The following is a 16,802-nucleotide window of genomic DNA, read 5'->3' as shown; positions in this document are numbered from 1 at the left end:
CACGCGGGCCCGCCGGCGCGTACTTCGCGTGCTAGCGGGCGGGCGCGTTCCCGGCGAGGTCGCCCCACAGGTACGCGGCGGTCTCCACGCCCTTCATGAGCAGGTCCAGTTCGACCTTCTCGTTCGGCGCGTGCCAGCCGTCCGAGGGCACCGAGATGCCCAGGAACAGCACCGGGACGCCGAGGACGTCCTGCAGGTCGGCGGCGGGGCCGGAGCCGCCCTCGCGCGTGAAGCGGATCTTCTGCCCGAAGGCGCGGCCCATGGCCCGCACGACCGAGCGCAGGTACGGGTGGTCGAGGGGGGTGAGGCAGGGGCGGGTCGCGCCCCAGAACGTCACCTCGTGCCGGATGCCCTCCGGCAGGCGGGCCGCCACCCAGTCGCGGACGTCCTGCTGGATGCGGTCCGCGTCCTGTCCGGCGACGAGCCGGAAGGAGAGCTTGAGCTGGGCGGACGAGGGCACGATCGTCTTGCCGCCGGGGCCTTGGTAGCCGCCGCCCAGGCCGTTGACCTCGGCCGTCGGACGGGCCCAGATCCGCTCGAGGGTGCTGTAGCCGTCCTCGCCGAGCGCGCCGTGCGAGTGGGCGGTGCGCAGCCAGCGCTCCTCGTCGAACGGGAGCTCCGCGAAGAGCTCGCGCTCGGCGTCGGTCAGCTCGACGATGCCGTCGTAGAAGCCGGGGATGGCGACGCGGCGGTTCTCGTCGTGCAGCGCGGCGGCCAGGCGCGCCGCCTCGAGCGCGGGGTTGGGCACGGCGCCGCCGAACGAGCCGGAGTGGATGTCCTGGTCCGGGCCGCGGAGGTCGATCTGGCAGTCGGTGAGGCCGCGCATGCCCGTGCACACCGTCGGGGTGTCCTCGGACCACATGCCGGTGTCCGAGACGATCACGGCGTCGCAGGCCAGGCGGTCGGCGCGGGCCTTGATCAGGGCGGGGAAGCTCGGCGAGCCGGACTCCTCCTCGCCCTCGATCAGGAGCTTGAGGTTGACGGCCGGGGCCGTGCGGCCGGTGGCCGCGAGGTGGGCCCGCACGCCCAGGGTGTGGAAGAGCACCTGGCCCTTGTCGTCGGCGGCGCCGCGCGCGTAGAGCCTGCCGTCGACCGTCGTGGGCTCGAACGGGTCCGTGTGCCAGCCGTCCTCGCGGGCGGCCGGCTGGACGTCGTGGTGGCCGTAGACCAGGACGGTGGGGGCGTTCTCGTCGCCGGAGGGCCACTCGGCGAAGACCGCCGGGGCGCCGTCCGTCTCCCAGACCTCCGCCGTCGGGAAGCCCGTCTCCTCGAGCTTCGCCGCGAGCCACTCCGCACTGCGCCGTACGTCCCCCGCACGGGCCGGGTCGGCCGACACGGACGGGATGCGCAGCCACTCGGCGAGGTCGTCGAGGAAGGCGGCGCGATGGGCGTCGATGTACGTGCGGACGGCGCTGTCCGGGGTGTTGCTCATGACATCGAGCCTATCCGCACACGTGGTGTGACCGGGACCGGGTTTGGTCACACCGCCACCCGCGGGGGTCACACCGTCTCCTCCGGGAGGGCGGCGCCGTCGCCGAGGAGGATGCGCTCCAGCCCGGCCCTGTCCGGCAGACCGGCCGGGCGGACCGTCTCGCCGTCGCGGACGTAGACGAACGCCGCCGTGACGGAGGACACCGGCAGGCCGTGCCGCTCGGCCCAGGCCAGGCGGTAGACCGCCAGCTGGAGGGGGTCGGCATCGTGGGCCCGGTTGGTCTTCCAGTCGACGATCTCGTAGGTCTCCGCGCCGGCGGTGCCGGTCCGGTAGACCGCGTCGATGCGGCCGCGGATCAGGCGGCCGGCGAGGGTGAGCTGGAAGGGGACCTCCACGCGGTACGGCGTGCGGCGGGCGTACGGGGTGCGCTCGAAGGCCTCCTTCAGCGCGGCCAGGTCGCGCTCGTCGGCGATCTCCGGGTCGTCCTCGGGGCCGCCGGGGAGCTCGTCGGGGCCCAGGAGGGGAAGGGGAGGGCCTCGAAGCGGGACTCCACCCAGGCGTGGAAGCGGGTGCCCTGCGGGCCGCGGGCTGCGGGGGCGGGGCATGGGGCGGGCCAGGTCGCGGGCGAACCCGTCCGGGTCGGCGGCCAGGCGGACCAGCTGGGAAGCGCTCAGGGCGGGGGTACGACGATGTCGCGCACCGTGGCGCGGGCGCGCCGGAGCTCGCCCGCCAGGGCGGTGAGGTCGCGGTCCCAGGAGGCGACCGCACGGGCCTCCTCCGGGGTGAGGGGCGAGATAGGGGAAGCCTCTCCCGGCTCGTCCGCCCGCTCGTCGGCCGCGTCCGGCCCGCGGTCGTCGTTCAGGCGGGCCAGCACCGCGTCCGCCGCCGTCCGGCGGCGGGCCAGGGCGGCCCGGTCCAGGGGCAGGGGCCAGGCGTGGTCCTTCGCCGACTCCTCCAGGGCCGGGTTCGTCTCGTCCTCCCCCGGGACGGGGGCCCAGGCGTCGATCTCGCCGTGGCCGGCCTCGCAGTGCGCGCGCAGGCGCTCCAGGAAGTCGGAGGGGCCGCGCTTCCTCTTCTGCGCGGGGCCCCACCAGTGGCCGGAGGCGAGCAGGAGGGAGCGGGGGCGGGTGAAGGTCACGTAGCCCAGGCGCAGCTCTTCGGTGGCCTTGTGGTCCTTCATCGCCTGCTGATACGCCTTCAGGCCCTTGCCGTCCCACGTCTCCACGCCGGGCAGGGTCTCCGCGTCGCCGCGCAGGACGTGCGGGAGGACCTTGGCGTGCGCGGTCCAGGAGTCTGCGCCCTTGGTGCTCGGGAACCTGTCCGCGACCAGGCCGGGGACGGCCACGACGTCCCACTCGAGGCCCTTCGACTTGTGCGCCGTGAGGATCTTGACGGTGTTGTCGCCGCCGGGGAGCGAGCTGTCCAGGCCCTTCTCGTACTGCGCCGCCGTGCGCAGGAAGCCCAGGAACGCCGGGAGCGTCGTCTCGCCGTCCAGGGCCGCGAAGCCCGCGGCGATGTCGAGGAACTGCTTGAGGGTCTCCCTGCGGCGGGCCGCCAGGGCCTGCGGGGAGGCCTCCAGCTCGACCTCGAGGCCCGTGGTGGCCAGGACGCGGTGCAGCACGTCCATCAGGGGGTCGGGCAGGGCGCGCCTGAGGTCGCGCAGCTCGGCCGCCAGGCGGGCGAAGCGGACCCGGGCCTCGGGCGAGAAGGGCAGGCCGTCGTCCGGGGCGTCGGCGGCGAGGAACGTGTCGAGGGCGTCCGCCAGGGAGATCACCTCGGCGGGGTCGACGCCCTCCACCGCCTCGGCCAGGCGGCGCTCGGGGTCCGTGCCGGCGCCGGCGTAGGGCACCAGCGTGCGGGCGCGGCGGCCCAGCAGGGCCAGGTCGCGGGGGCCGATCCGCCAGCGGGGGCCGGTCAGGAGGCGGACCAGGGAGGCGTTGGCGGTGGGGTCGTGGAGGACCTCGCAGACCGCCACCAGGTCGGCGATCTCGGGGAGGTGGAGCAGCCCGGACAGGCCCACGACCTCGACGGGCAGCTCGCGCCGGACCAGGGCGGCCTGGATCTCGGCGAAGTCCGTGGCCGTGCGGCACAGGACGGCGATGTCGCCCGGGCGCGTGCCGGTGCGCACCAGGTGGGCGAGGCGGTCCGCGAGCCAGTCCAGCTCCTGGGCGTGGGTGGGCAGCAGGGCGCAGCGCACCACGCCGTCACGCTCGGCGCCCGGGGCGGGGCGCAGGGCCTCCACGCCCGCGTGGCGCTCGCGCAGGGGGCGGCGAGGGCGTTGGCGAGGTCGAGGAGGCGGCCGCCGCTGCGGCGGTTCTCGCTGAGGGTGTGGCGGCGGGCCGGGCGGCCGTCGGCGTGGGGAAGTGGGCGGGGAAGTCGTCGAGGTTGGCCACGGACGCGCCACGCCAGCCGTAGATGGCCTGGCAGGGGTCGCCGACGGCGGTCACCGCGTGGCCCGTGCCGCCGCCGAAGAGGCCGGCCAGGAGGATGCGCTGGGCGACCGAGGTGTCCTGGTACTCGTCGAGGAGGACGACCGCGAACTGCTCGCGGAGGATGCGGCCGACCTCGGGGCGGGTGCGGGCGAGCTCGGCGCACAGGGCGATCTGGTCGCCGAAGTCGAGGAGGTCGCGGCGGTTCTTCTCGCGGCGGTACGCCTCGACCAGGCCGAGCAGCTCCAGGCGGGCGCGGGCGGCGTCGGGCACCTTGCGCAGGTCGGCGTTGGTGAGCCGGGCGCCTTCGAGGGCGGTCAGCAGCTCGCGGTCGTGGGCGCGCAGCCGGGAGGGGGTGACGAGGTGCTCGGACAGCTCGCCGTCGAGGGCGAGGAGGTCGGCGACCAGGTCGGCGAAGGAGCGGGTGAGCGCGGGGTGCGGGCCCGGGGAGGCGGCCAGGACGCGGGCGGCGAGCTGGAAGCGGGTGGCGTCGGCGAGGAGGCGGGCGGTGGGCTCGAGGCCGATGCGCAGGCCGTGTTCCTTCAGGAGGCGGCCGGCGAAGGCGTGGTAGGTGGAGATCTGGGGCTCGCCGCCCGCGGCGGCGTCGTCCTGCGGCTCGCCGGGGGCGATGCCGGCCTCCCCCAGGGCCCGGCGCACGCGCTCGGCCAGCTCGCCGGCCGCCTTGTTGGTGAAGGTCAGGCCGAGGACCTGCTCGGGGGCGACCTGTCCGGTGCCGACGAGCCAGACCACGCGCGCGGCCATGACGGTGGTCTTGCCGGACCCGGCGCCGGCCACGATGACCTGCGGGGCGAGCGGCGCGGTGATGCAGGCCGTCTGCTCCGGGGTGAAGGGGATGCCGAGGAGCTCCTTGAGCTGCTCGGGGTCGGTCAGGCGCGGGGTCACACCGGAAACGCTAGCGGGGGGCACTGACACCTCACTCCACGATCTGGCGGCCCTCGGGCCGGGCCGTGCAGGAGGCGCGGAAGGAGCAGTGGGCGCAGTGCTGTCCGGGGCGGGGGCTGAAACGTTCCTCGAGGACGCGGCCGGCGGCCTCGGCGAGGAGCTCGCCGACCCACTCGCCCTCCGGGGGCCGCTGCGCCTGCACCTTGGGCAGGGCCTCGCCGCCTTCCTTGCGGTTCGCGCCCTGGCGCAGCTGGACGAGCTCGGCGCCGCCGGCGCGCGGGCGCTCGCCGGCGAAGAGGTCGTCCACGGCGCCTTCCTCGACGGCGAGCTGGTAGACGGCCAGCTGGGGGTGGCGCTCGACGTCGTTCGCGGAGACCGCGCCCTTGCCGGTCTTGAAGTCGACGACGTACGCGCGGCCCTCGGCGTCCCGCTCCACGCGGTCCATGGAGCCGCGGATGCGGACCAGGTACTGCTGGGCCTTGAGCGTCACGTCGAAGGGGTGCTCGGTGGCCACGGCGGCCCGGCCGCGCTCCATGACGTGCCAGCGCAGGAAGCGCTCGAGGGCGGCGCGGGCGTTCTCCTTCTCCTGCTGGGACTTCCAGGGCGCGTCGAAGGCGAGCGAGTCCCAGACGGACTCCAGCCGCTCCATCAGGACGGCGAGGTCCGCCGGGGTGCGCCCGGAGGCGACCTCGTCGGCGAGGACGTGGACGACGTTGCCGAAGCCCTGGGCGGCGGTGGCGGGGGCGTCCGCCTTCACCTCGCGGCCCAGGAACCACTGCAGCGAGCAGCCGCCGTCGGTCAGCTGTCCCAGGGCGGAGCCGGACAGCGCGAGCGGGTCCTCGGGGTCGCGCAGCGGCGCCGGGGTGTGGGTCGGCTCGGCCAGTCCCCACCAGCGGTCGGGGTGGGCGGCGGGGACCAGCGGCATGCCCTCCTCGTCGCGCAGCGCGGCCAGGTGGGCGAGCCGCTCGGCGGCGGCGGCCCGCAGGGTGTCCGAAGCGGCGGGGTCGACGGTGGTGGCGCGCAGTTCGGCGACGAGCGCGGCGACGGCCAGGGGGCGGCGGGGGCGCTGGGTGACGTCGACGGGCCGGGCGCCGAGTTCGGTCAGGAAGCGGGAGGGCTGGTCGCCGTCCTCGGCGGCCGCCTTGACGGCGGTGACCACGAGGCGCTCGCGGGCGCGCGTGGCGGCCACGTAGAACAGCCGGCGCTCCTCGGCGAGGAGTGCCTTGGGGCTCAGCGGCTCGGCGAGGCCGTCGCGGCCGATGCGGTCGGCCTCGAGCAGCGAGCCGCGGCGGCGCAGGTCGGGCCACAGGCCCTCCTGGACGCCGGCGACGACCACGAGCCGCCACTGGAGGCCCTTGGAGCGGTGGGCGGTCATCAGCCGTACGGCGTCGGGGCGCACGGGCCGGCGGGTGAGGGTGTCGGCGGCGATGTCCTGGGCGTCGAGCTCGTCGAGGAAGTTCAGGGCGCCGCGGCCGCCGGTGCGCTCCTCGGCGCGGGCGGCGGTCTCGAAGAGGGCGCACACGGCGTCCAGGTCGCGGTCGGCGTTGCGGCCGGCGGCGCCGCCGCGGTGGGCGGCGCGCTGCAGGCGGCCGGGCCAGGGGGTGCCGTCCCACAGCGCCCACAGGGCCTCTTCGGCGGTGCCGCCGTCGGCGAGGAGCGCGCGGGCGGTGTGCAGGAGTGCGCCGAGGCGCTGGGCGCCGCGCGCGTACGCCGGGTCGTGTGCGACCAGGCGCGCGGGCTGTGCCAGGGCCTCGGCGATGAGGGTGTCCGACGGGCGGGGGACGGCCTCGCCCGCGGCCCGTTCCTCCTCGCGCAGGGCGCGGCCCAGTCGGCGCAGGTCGGTGCCGTCCATGCCGCCCAGCGGCGAGGTGAGGAGGGTGAGCGCGGTCTCGGCGTCCAGCCAGGGCTCGTCCTGCGGCGTGCCCGCCGCCTCCGCCACGGCCCGCAGGGCCGTCAGGAGGGGGGCCACCGCCGGTTCGTGGCGCAGGGGCAGGTCGTCGCCGTCGATCTCGACGGGGACGCCCGCGCCGGTCAGGGCGCGGCGCAGGCCCGGTATCGAGCGGGAGCCGGCGCGGACCAGGACGGCCATCTCGTGCCAGGGGACGCCGTCCTCGAGGTGGGCACGGCGCAGGACGTCGGCGATGTTGTCGGTCTCGGCGCTCGGGGTCGGGAAGGTGTACGCCTCGACGCGGCCGCCGCCCCGTACGGCCGTGAGCTCGCGGTGCGCGCGGACGGCGTCGGCCGGCAGGCGGGTGAGCGGCATGCGGTGGGTGAGCAGCCGGGTCGCGGCGAGCAGGGCGGCGCCGGAGCGGCGCGAGGTGGTCAGGACCCGTACCGGCGCGGCCGAGCCGTCGGGCCTGGGGAAGGCCTGCGGGAAGTCCAGGATGCCGTTCACGTCGGCGCCCCGGAAGGCGTAGATGGACTGGTCGGGGTCGCCGAAGGCGACCAGGGTGCGGCCGCCGCCGGCGAGCGCGCGCAGCAGGCGCACCTGGGCGGCGTCGGTGTCCTGGTACTCGTCGACGAAGACGGCGTCGTAGCGCCGCCCCAGCTCGGCGGCGACGTCCTCGTGCTCGGCGAGCAGCACGGCGCGGTGCACCAGTTCGGCGTAGTCGAGGACGCCCCGCATGTCGAGCACGTCCAGGTACTCGGCCATGAAGGAGGCGGCCGCGCTCCAGTCGGGACGGCCTGTGCGGCGGGCGAAGTCGCCGAGGTGGCGTTCCCCCAGGCCCAGCTCGCGGCTGCGGGCGAGCACGGCCCGCACCTCGTCGGCGAAGCCGCGGGTGGTCAGGCAGGCCCGCAGGTCGTCGGGCCAGCGCACCCGGCCGCGGCCCTGCCGGCCGAGCTCGACCTCGCCGGCGAGCAGCTCGCGCACCATGACGTCCTGCTCGGGGCCGGACAGCAGGCGCAGCGGTTCGGCGAAGAGGCCGGCGTCCTGGTGGGCGCGCACGAGCGCGTAGCAGTACGAGTGGAAGGTGGTCGCCTGCGGGCCGTGGGCGCCGCCCAGCCGGGCCGCCATCCGGTCGCGCAGCTCGACCGCCGCCTTGCGGCTGAAGGTCAGGACCAGGACGCGCTCGGGGTCGGTGCCGCGGCGCACCCGTTCCGCGACCGCCTCGACGAGCGTCGTGGTCTTGCCCGTGCCCGGTCCCGCCAGCACCAGCAGCGGGCCCCTGCGGTGCTCAACCACCGCGCGCTGGGCCGCGTCCAGCTCAGGAGGAACCACCGGCCCCGGTGGGGTGCGTACGAGACGGTACGCGCCCGCGGCGGGGCGGGAAGGCGGAGAGGAGCTCACGTGGTTTGCCGGTCCTGGTGGGGGTGCGGGGTGTCGTGCGGCCGTCCGTGCTGAGCCGGAGGGCGGTCCCCGACGCTACGCCAGGAGGAGGGTGGGGCGCAGGGCGTCCCGGGAGTCGCCGAGGCTCTCCGGCAGCCTCATCCGTTCGGGTAATGCCTGGGGAGTACGGGTGCGGGGCCCTCGGGCGGCGGCGGCCGTCAGGTGGGCGGAGTCACACCGGAGCCGTCCCAGCGGGCCCGGGCGAGGGCCAGGCGGGGCACGTGTCCGTCGGCGGACCGGCCGGCCTCCCGCAGCGGGGTGCCCTCCGCGCGGTAGTGCTCGAGGGCGCGCAGCTCATGGCCGGGCAGCAGGACGCCGTCGGCGCGGACGACGCGCCACCAGCAGACGGCGGCGCCGTAGAGCGCCATGACGCGGCCCACCTGCCGGGGGCCTCCCTCGCCGAGCCATTCGGCGACGTCCCCGTAGGTCATCACCCTCCCGGGCGGGATCAGCTCCGCTACGGCCAGCACCCGCTCCGCGTATTCGGGAAGCTCGGTGTCTTCGGGAAGGTCGGTCACCGGTCCATACTGCCGCAGACCACCGACAGCACCCTCCGCACCGACCGGAGCCGGACATTCCACAAGATCACCCAGAGTGCGTCCCGGCACTACAGGGCGTACGATCCGGAGTCCGCGCCCCCGAAATGCACCCTGATACCCCCTTGCCCGGCCGGGTCATGCCACCATCTTCCGGGCGGTGACTGGTGATACGAGACCGAGAAGAGACCAACGAGCAGCAGGGCGCGCAGCCTCCGGACGAGGCCCGCGCCCCCGAGGTGCTGCCCTGCGACGGTGAGCCGGAGGACCCCGGCAGGTTCACGTGCGAAGGCGGCGAGGTCCACATCGACAAGGTCTCCGGCGACGAGCCCCTGCTCCCCGCCCGCGTCCACCGCCCGGCCGACCTCGTACGGCTGTTCCTGGGCATCGTGGGCATCGCCCTCGTGCTCGCCCTCGCGGCCTTCGCCCACGCCACCACCACCGGCCTGGCGCAGGACGTCAGCGAGAGCACCGGCAAGGCGCCCCAGCTGCTGGCGAGCTTCGCCGGGCTCGCCGCCAACGTCGCGATCTTCATCGTCCCGGTGGCCTTCGCCATCGAGCGGCTGATCAAACGCGACGGCCTGCGCATCGCCGACGGCGTCCTGGCCGCCGTGCTGGCCCACGGCGTCTCCCTGGCCACCGCCCTCTGGGTGGCCGAGGCCGCGCCCGAGTCCATCCGCGCCGCGCTCACCCAGACCTCGCCCACCGGCGGCCTCACCGACCCGGTGCACGGCTATCTGGCCCCCGTGATCGCCTATATGACGGCCGTCGGCATGTCCCGCCGGCCCCGCTGGCGCGTGGCCATGTGGGCCGTGCTCCTCCTGGACGCCTTCGCGGTGCTGGTCAACGGCTACACCACGCCGTTCTCCATCGCCATCACCGTCCTGATCGGCTGGACCGTCGCCTACGGCACCCTCTACGCCGTCGGCTCCCCCAACGTGCGCCCCACCGGCCAGCACCTCCTGGCGGGCCTGCGCCGCGTCGGCTTCAAGCCCGTCTCCGCCCTCCGCGCGGAGGACACGACCGACACCGAGCCCTCGCCGTCCCAGGACCGGGGCCGCCGCTACATCGTCACGCTGGAGGACGGCCCGCCCCTCGACGTCACGGTCGTCGACCGCGAACAGCAGGCGCAGGGCTTCTTCTACCGCGTCTGGCAGCGCCTGGCGCTGCGCGGCATCATCCAGCGGCGCAGCCTGCTGTCCCTGCGCCAGGCCCTCGAGCAGGAGGCGCTGCTCGCCTACGCGGCCATCGCCGCCGGGGCCAACGCTCCCAAGCTCATCGCCACCTCCGAGCTCGGCCCGGACGCCGTCATGCTCGTCTACGAGCACGTCGGCGGCCGCACGCTCGACGCCCTCCCCACCGAGGAGCTCACCGACGAGCTCCTGGCGGGCGCCTGGCGCCAGGTGCGGGCCCTGCAGTCCCGCCGGATCGCCCACCGCAGGCTCGACGGCGACGCCCTGCTGGTGGATCGTTCCGGCAATGTCGTCCTGACCGACCTGCGCGGCGGCGAGATCGCCGCCGGCGACCTGGTCCTGCGCATGGACGTCGCCCAGCTCCTCGTCACCCTCGGCCTGCGCGTCGGCGCCGAACGGGCCGTGGCCACCGGCGTGGCCGTCCTCGGCCCCGACGCCGTCGCCGACAGCCTCCCCCTGCTCCAGCCGCTCGCCCTCACCCGGATCAGCCGCGCGACCCTGCGCCAGCTCGCCCGGGAGCGCGCCCAGCGCGAGCGCGAGAAGGTCCTCGAGGCGGCCGACCTGGCCAAGGAGGCGCGCTCCGACGAGGTCAGCCGCAAGGCGCTCAAGGCCGAGCGGCAGGCCGAGAAGAAGGCCATGGGCGAGGCCCTCGAGGAGGCCCGCGAGGAGGACCTGCTCGCGCAGATCCGCCGGCAGGTGCTTCTGATCCGCCCCCAGGCCCCGATAGAGCCCGTGCGCCTCGAACGCGTCAAGCCGCGCACCCTCATCAGCTTCGTGGCCGGAGCGTTCGCCGCCTACTTCCTCCTCTCCCAGCTCACGCACATCAAGTTCGGCGACCTCGTCGACAAGGCCAACTGGGCCTGGGTGGCGGTCGCGGTCGCCTTCCAGGTGCTGACCTACGTCGCCGCCGCGATGAGCCTGCTGGGCTTCGTCCCCGAGAAGGTGCCCTTCGCCCGTACGGTCCTCGCGCAGGTCGCGGGCTCGTTCGTGAAGCTCGTGGCACCGGCCGCCGTCGGCGGCGTGGCCCTGAACACCCGCTTCCTGCAGCGCGAGGGCGTCCGCCCCGGACTGGCCGTGGCGAGCGTGGGGGCCTCCCAGCTGTTCAGCCTGGCCTGCCACATCATGCTGCTGCTGTCCTTCGGCTACGTCACCGGAACCGAGCGCAGCTCCACCCTCGGCCCGTCCCGCACCGTGATCGGCGGCCTGCTCACCGCGGCCGTCCTGGTGCTGGTCGTCGCCGCGATCCCGGTCCTGCGGAAGTTCGTCTCGACCCGCCTGCGGTCGCTGTTCGCCGGCGTGGTGCCCCGCATGCTGGACGTGCTCCAGCGGCCGCAGAAGCTCCTCTTCGGCATCGGCGGCATGCTGATGCTGACCGCGGCCAACGTGATGTGCCTGGACGCCTCGATCCGCGCCTTCGGCGGCGAGCTCAGCTACGCCAGCATCGCCGTGGTCTTCCTGACCGCCAACGCCCTGGGCTCGGCGGCGCCGACCCCGGGCGGCGTGGGCGCGGTGGAGTTCGCCCTGACCGGTGCCCTGACCTTCGCGGGCCTGCCCGCGGAGCAGGCGGCACCGGCGGTGCTCCTCTTCCGCCTGATGACCCTGTGGCTCCCGGTGCTCCCCGGCTGGGCGTCCTTCAGTCATCTCACCCGCAAGGGCTCCATCTAGATCAGCCTTGCATCTGCGACCCACGACGCCATACGGTGCCGCATATGCGGTCGTACACCATCGGGCAGGCTGCCCGTCTGCTCAGCGTCAGCCCGGACACCGTGCGGCGCTGGGCCGACGCCGGCCGGATCCCCACCCGCCGGGACGAGGCGGGCAAGCGCCTGATCGAGGGCCCGGACCTGGCGGCGTTCTCGGTGACGCTGGCGGCCGAGGCGAGCGAGGCCGACGAGCCGTACACCACGGCCCGCAACGCCTTCCCGGGCATCATCACGGCGGTCAAGCTGGGCGACGTGGCCGCCCAGGTGGAGATCCAGGCCGGCCCGCACCGCCTGGTCTCCCTCCTCACCCGTGAGGCCGTCGAGGAGCTGGGCCTGGCCGTCGGCATGGAGGCCGTGGCCCGGGTGAAGGCCACCAACGTGCACATCGACCGCGGCTGACCAGGAGACGACATGTCCCGCACCCTCATCCGTACCGCCCTGGTGGCCGCGCTCCTCGTCCCGCTCGTGGCGGCCTGCGACAGCGAGGCCGAGCACGACGACGCCAAGAAGCGGACCACGGTCACCGTCCTGGCGGCGGCCTCCCTGACGGACGTCTTCAAGGAGGCGGGCGCGGCCTACGAGAAGGCCCACCCGGACATCAAGCTCACCTTCTCCTTCGCGGGCTCCCAGGAGCTGGCGTCCCAGGTCCGGCAGGGCGTCCCGGCGGACGCCCTGGTGACGGCCGACACCAAGACGATGGAGGGCCTCGCCCAGCAGGCGAACGCCCCGCACACGATCGCCAAGAACCGCCTGACCATCGCGACGGCCCCGGGCAACCCCAAGAACATCAAGGAACTGTCCGACCTCTCCAAGCCGGACCTCAAGGTCGTCCTGGCCGCCCCCGAGGTGCCGGTGGGCCGCTACAGCAAGAAGGTCCTCGACCAGCAGCACGTCACGGTCAAGCCCGCCTCCCAGGAGCCGAACGTCCGCGCGGTCCTGAGCAAGGTCGCCCTCGGCGAGGCGGACGCCGGAATCGTCTACGTCACCGACGCCTCGGCGGCGAAGAACAAGGTCGCGACGGTGACGATCCCCGACGCGCAGAACGCGGTGGCGTCGTACCCGGCGGCGACGCTCAAGAACGCGGTGCACACCGAGGAGGCGAACGACTTCGTCACCTGGCTGAGCGGCCCGGAGGCCCAGAAGATCCTCAGGGCGGCGGGGTTCCAGCAGCCATGAGGGCGCGCGCTCCCCTGACGCTGGCGGCACCGGCCGCCCTGGCGGTGGCGTTCCTCCTCCTCCCCCTGACGGGCATCCTGGCCCGCACCCCGTGGGCCGCGCTCCCCGCCCACCTGACAGCGCCCCAGACGACCCAGGCGCTGAAGCTCAGCCTCCTGGTGTCGTCCTGCGCGCTGGCGCTGTCCCTCCTCCTGGGCGTTCCGCTGGCGTGGCTGCTGGCCAGGACGGAGTTCCCCGGCAAGGCGCTGGTGCGCTGCCTGGTGATGCTGCCGATGGTGCTGCCGCCCACGGTCGCGGGCGTGGCGCTGCTCCAGGGCTACGGGCGGAGGGGCGTCCTGGGCCCGTACCTGGAGCAGTGGGGCGTCACCCTCCCGTTCTCGACGGCTGGGGCGGTCGTGGCCTCGGCGTTCGTCGCGATGCCGTTCCTGGTGATCAGCCTGGAAGGCGCCCTGAACACGCTCCACCCCCGCTACGAGGAGACGGCCACGTCCCTGGGGGCGTCCCCTCTGCGGGTCTTCCGCACGATCACGCTGCCGATGATCGCGCCGGGGCTGCTGGCGGGAGCGGCGCTCTGCTGGGCCCGCGCGCTGGGCGAGTTCGGCGCGACGATCACGTTCGCGGGCAACCTCCCCGGCACCACCCAGACGCTCCCCCTGCAGGTCTACCTCCTTCTGCAGAACGACCCCGAGGGGGCGACGGCCCTCTCCCTCCTCCTCCTGCTGATCGCGACGCTGGTCCTCGTGTCCCTGCGCGGCCGCTGGCTCAACCCGCAACGCGCCCGTGACGAGCGGCCGCACGCGGAGCACGCCGCAGGGCGGACGGCGACCGCCGTGGACCAAGCGGCCCCGGAACGGCCGCCCCGCCCCGGCCCCTTCCCACCCCGTACCCCTGCGCACCACGGTGGAGGGCGCGGTGGGCACGACGCTGCGCGCCGAGGCCGGAACGACGATCGCGGTCGTGGGCCCGAACGGCGCGGGCAAGACCACGCTCCTGCGCGCCCTGCTGGGCCTGACGACCCGCGCCACGGCGACCACCCTCACCCTGGGCGGCGCCGAGACGTCCGCCACCCCGCCGCACCGCCGGGGGATCGCCTGGGTGCCCCAGGACGGCGCCCTGTTCCCCCACCTCACGGCCCTGGGGAACACGGCGTACGGCCTGAGGACCCACGGCACACCCAGGGCCCGGGCCCGTCAGGAGGCCCACCGGTGGCTGGAGAGCCTGGGCGTGGCCCACCTGGCCCACCGCAGGCCCGGCCGGCTCAGCGGCGGCCAGGCCCAGCGTGTGGCGCTGGCCCGCGCGCTGGCGTCCCGCCCCCGCCTGCTCCTGCTGGACGAGCCGCTGGCGGCCCTGGACCAGTCCACCCGGGCCCACGTCCGCCACACCCTGCGCACCCACCTCGCCGGCTTCCCCGGCGTCTGCCTGATCGTCACCCACGACCCCGTGGAGGCGGTGTCGCTGGCCGACCACGTCCTCGTACTGGAGGAGGGCCGCACCACGCAGTACGCCACGCCCGCCGAGCTGACCCGCCACCCGCGCTCGCCCTGGACGGCCCGCATGCTGGGCCACAACGCCTGGCCGGCCGAGGCGGCGCCGGACGGCACCCTCCTGCTCGACGACGGCGCGAGACTCACCACGGCCGACCGGCCCGCCGCGCCCCACGGCCTGGCCGTGGTCCCCACCTCGGCGGTCCAACTGCACACCACCCGCCCCACGGGTGCCGCCGCCCGCAACGCCTGGCAGGGCAAGGTCGGCGAGCTCGCCGCCCAGGGCGGCCGGGTGCGCGCGCTCATCAGCGGCACCCCCGACGTGGTGGCCGAGATCACCCCCGCCGCGGCGGCGGACCTCGCCCTCGCCGAGGGCACCCCGGTCTGGGTGACGATCAAGGCCACCGAGGTCACCTTCGTACCCGGATGAGCCGGATGAGCCGTACGAGCCGCCAACCCCGGTAACCCGTACGCACCGCACCACGCGCGCCCCTCCCACCCCGCCCGGAGGATGGAGCCGTGTCCAGATCCGCATGGGCGACCAGAGCCAAGGCCCTGCTCTCCGCCGCACTGCTCACCCTGACAGCGGGCTGCAGCGGCGGCAGCGGCGGCGACGGGCACAGCGACACGGACACCGCCAACGCCTCCACGACCCAGAAGCTGAACTGGAAGTCCTGCCCGCCGCCCAGCCGCAGCCAGGGCGGCGGCGAAGCCGCCGGCAGCCCCCCGGGCGGCGACTGGGAGTGCGCGACCCTGCGCGCGCCCCTCGACTACGCGCACCCCCAGGGCGAGACCATCGGCATCGCCATGATCCGCGCGAAGGCCACCGACCAGTCCCACCGCATCGGCTCGCTCGTCTTCAACTTCGGCGGCCCCGGCGGCTCCGGCGTCACCACCCTCCCGGCGTTCGCCGACGACTACCGCACCCTGCGCACCCGTTACGACCTGGTCAGCTTCGACCCGCGCGGAGTGGGCCGCAGCAGCGGCGTGACCTGCATGGGCGACAAGGAGCTCGACGCGTACTACGCCTCCGACGCCACGCCCACCACCGACCGGGAGGCGACGTCGATGGTGGAGCGGACCGAGAAGTACGCGGCGGGCTGCCGGAAGAACTCCGGCAAGATCCTCCCGTACGTCGGCACCTCCAACGCCGCCCGCGACATGGACCTGATGCGGCAGGTCTTGGGCGACGACAAGCTGCACTACTTCGGCGTCTCGTACGGCACGGAACTGGGCGGCGTCTACGCCCACTTGTTCCCCAAGAACGTCGGCCGCGCGCTGTTCGACGGCGTGGTGGACCCGGCGAGCGACCCCGTGCAGAGCGCCCTCGCCCAGGCCGCCGGCTTCCAGCTGGCCCTCGGCAACTACATGACGGCATGCACACAGACGTCCGACAACTGCCCCACCGAGCAGCAGATCACGAGCCTGCTGGCGCGCCTGGACAAGCAGCCCGTCCCCGGCGGCGAGGGCCGCGACCTGACGCAGTCGCTCGCCACGAGCGGCATCGCGCAGTCCCTGTACTCGAAGGACTTCTGGGACTACCTCACCGAGGGCGTCGAGGACGCCGAGAACAACGACGGCAAGATCCTCCTCGCACTCGGCGACGCCATGAACGGCCGTGGCCAGGACGGCAAGTACAGCTCCCTGCAGGCCTCCCTCACGGCCATCACCTGCGCGGACTTCGCCCAGCGCTACACGGCCGAGCAGGCCCGGCAGAAGCAGGCGGAGTTCCGCAAGGCGTCGCCGGTCTTCGGCGACTTCATGGCGTGGAGCCTGCTGCAGTGCACCGGTTGGCCCGTAAAGGGCGAATGGCTGACGCCCGATGTGAGCGCGAAGGGCGCGGCGCCCATCCTCGTCGTCGGCAACACCGGTGACCCGGCGACTCCTTACGAGGGAGCGCACAAGATGGCCCAGGAGCTCGGGCCGGGGGTCGGGGTGGAGATGACGTACCGGGGCGAAGGCCATGGGGCGTACGACAGCGGCAATGCCTGTGTGAAGTCCGCAGTCGACGCATACCTCTTGGAAGGCACTGTTCCAGGACCCAATAAGGTGTGTTCATAGGTGTACACATAGGTGTGGTCATAGCACCGATAGGACCGATAGCACCCTTTAGCACATCACACTGGTAGGACGAACTCCGTCCGCTCGAATGTCAGTGGCCCGCACTACCATCTCCCGCACGCGAGTTCCGCAGGGAACCACGCACCGGTCACCGCCGAGCGGGCGGCGGCGAGGGGAGGGAAGCGATGTCCCGGACCACCGAGCACGGCGACGACGACGGGTACGGGCACCCCAGGGGCGGGGACCGGGAGGAACGGCGGGCCCGGCTGCTCACGGGCTCACTGGCCGTCGCGGCCCTGCTGGCCGCCCTGGTCTCGCTCTGGCAGACGCAGTCGAGCCCCCTGGAGCAGCCGGACCACCAGGACACGCCCGGCACGACGGCCGCGACCACGGAGGCGACGGTGCCCGCCCCGCTCCCGGCGCCGACCCCGCCAGCCCCGGCCCGCCGTCGCCGCCCTCGCCGACGCCCACGGCCGCGACGAGCGCGAAGGAGGCGTACGCCCCCGCGCTCCCTCTGACGGCGACCGTACGCCGGGGGCGGGGGACGCCCGGCGGCC

Annotated in this window: 8 protein-coding genes and 2 pseudogenes; 6 read left to right on the top strand and 4 right to left on the bottom strand. The window is 74.6% G+C overall.

Features of this window, described 5'->3' with window-relative positions; genetic code table 11:
* Nucleotides 1-31: 31 nt before the first annotated feature.
* The 4 genes and pseudogenes from J1792_RS19795 to J1792_RS19780 all read right to left on the bottom strand — a co-directional run bounded on the left by J1792_RS19795 (nt 32) and on the right by J1792_RS19780 (nt 8,610).
* A complete protein-coding gene (locus J1792_RS19795; protein WP_207247922.1) occupies nt 32-1,432 on the bottom strand; it encodes a dipeptidase in 1,401 nt (466 codons plus the stop codon).
* 68 nt (nt 1,433-1,500) lie between these two features.
* A pseudogene (locus J1792_RS19790) lies at nt 1,501-4,764 on the bottom strand (ATP-dependent helicase).
* Nucleotides 4,765-4,795: 31 nt separating this feature from the next.
* Nucleotides 4,796-8,053: an ATP-dependent helicase gene (locus J1792_RS19785; protein ID WP_086571068.1), complete on the bottom strand. Its 3,258-nt coding sequence runs from the start codon at nt 8,051-8,053 to the stop codon at nt 4,796-4,798.
* Nucleotides 8,054-8,250: 197 nt separating this feature from the next.
* A complete protein-coding gene (locus J1792_RS19780; RefSeq protein WP_372446136.1) occupies nt 8,251-8,610 on the bottom strand; it encodes an MGMT family protein in 360 nt (119 codons plus the stop codon).
* Between the two features lie 185 nt (nt 8,611-8,795).
* On the opposite strand from J1792_RS19780, the gene J1792_RS19775 reads away from it, so the two are divergent.
* The 6 genes and pseudogenes from J1792_RS19775 (at nt 8,796) to J1792_RS19750 (ending at nt 16,763) form a co-directional block, all read left to right on the top strand.
* On the top strand, nt 8,796-11,486 hold the full coding sequence (locus tag J1792_RS19775; protein ID WP_086571070.1) for a flippase-like domain-containing protein: 2,691 nt from the start codon (nt 8,796-8,798) through the stop codon (nt 11,484-11,486).
* A gap of 44 nt (nt 11,487-11,530) precedes the next feature.
* Nucleotides 11,531-11,923, top strand: a complete 393-nt coding sequence (locus tag J1792_RS19770; protein ID WP_086571072.1) for a TOBE domain-containing protein — start codon at nt 11,531-11,533, stop codon at nt 11,921-11,923.
* A 12-nt stretch (nt 11,924-11,935) separates the two neighbouring features.
* Nucleotides 11,936-12,700: a molybdate ABC transporter substrate-binding protein gene (modA, locus tag J1792_RS19765; protein ID WP_207247921.1), complete on the top strand. Its 765-nt coding sequence runs from the start codon at nt 11,936-11,938 to the stop codon at nt 12,698-12,700.
* A pseudogene (locus J1792_RS19760) lies at nt 12,697-14,614 on the top strand (ABC transporter permease). The gene modA and the pseudogene J1792_RS19760 overlap by 4 nt, the downstream one beginning before the upstream one ends.
* An 89-nt stretch (nt 14,615-14,703) precedes the next feature.
* Complete coding sequence (locus J1792_RS19755; protein WP_086572202.1) at nt 14,704-16,245, top strand: alpha/beta hydrolase; 1,542 nt, start codon at nt 14,704-14,706, stop codon at nt 16,243-16,245.
* A gap of 185 nt (nt 16,246-16,430) precedes the next feature.
* Nucleotides 16,431-16,763, top strand: coding sequence for a hypothetical protein (locus J1792_RS19750; protein ID WP_207247920.1), 333 nt, complete (start codon nt 16,431-16,433; stop codon nt 16,761-16,763).
* Nucleotides 16,764-16,802: the final 39 nt, after the last annotated feature.

The organism is Streptomyces triculaminicus (assembly GCF_017349075.1).
Classification (GTDB): Bacteria; Actinomycetota; Actinomycetes; order Streptomycetales; family Streptomycetaceae; genus Streptomyces; species Streptomyces triculaminicus.
This window is presented reverse-complemented; position numbering and strand designations above follow the sequence as displayed.

Coding starts and splice junctions, on each gene's coding strand:
- J1792_RS19795 (WP_207247922.1), bottom strand. CDS start 1,432: ATGAGCAACACCCCGGACAGCGCCGTCCGCACGTACATCGACGCCCAT.
- J1792_RS19770 (WP_086571072.1), top strand. CDS start 11,531: ATGCGGTCGTACACCATCGGGCAGGCTGCCCGTCTGCTCAGCGTCAGC.
- modA (WP_207247921.1), top strand. CDS start 11,936: ATGTCCCGCACCCTCATCCGTACCGCCCTGGTGGCCGCGCTCCTCGTC.
- J1792_RS19750 (WP_207247920.1), top strand. CDS start 16,431: ATGTCCCGGACCACCGAGCACGGCGACGACGACGGGTACGGGCACCCC.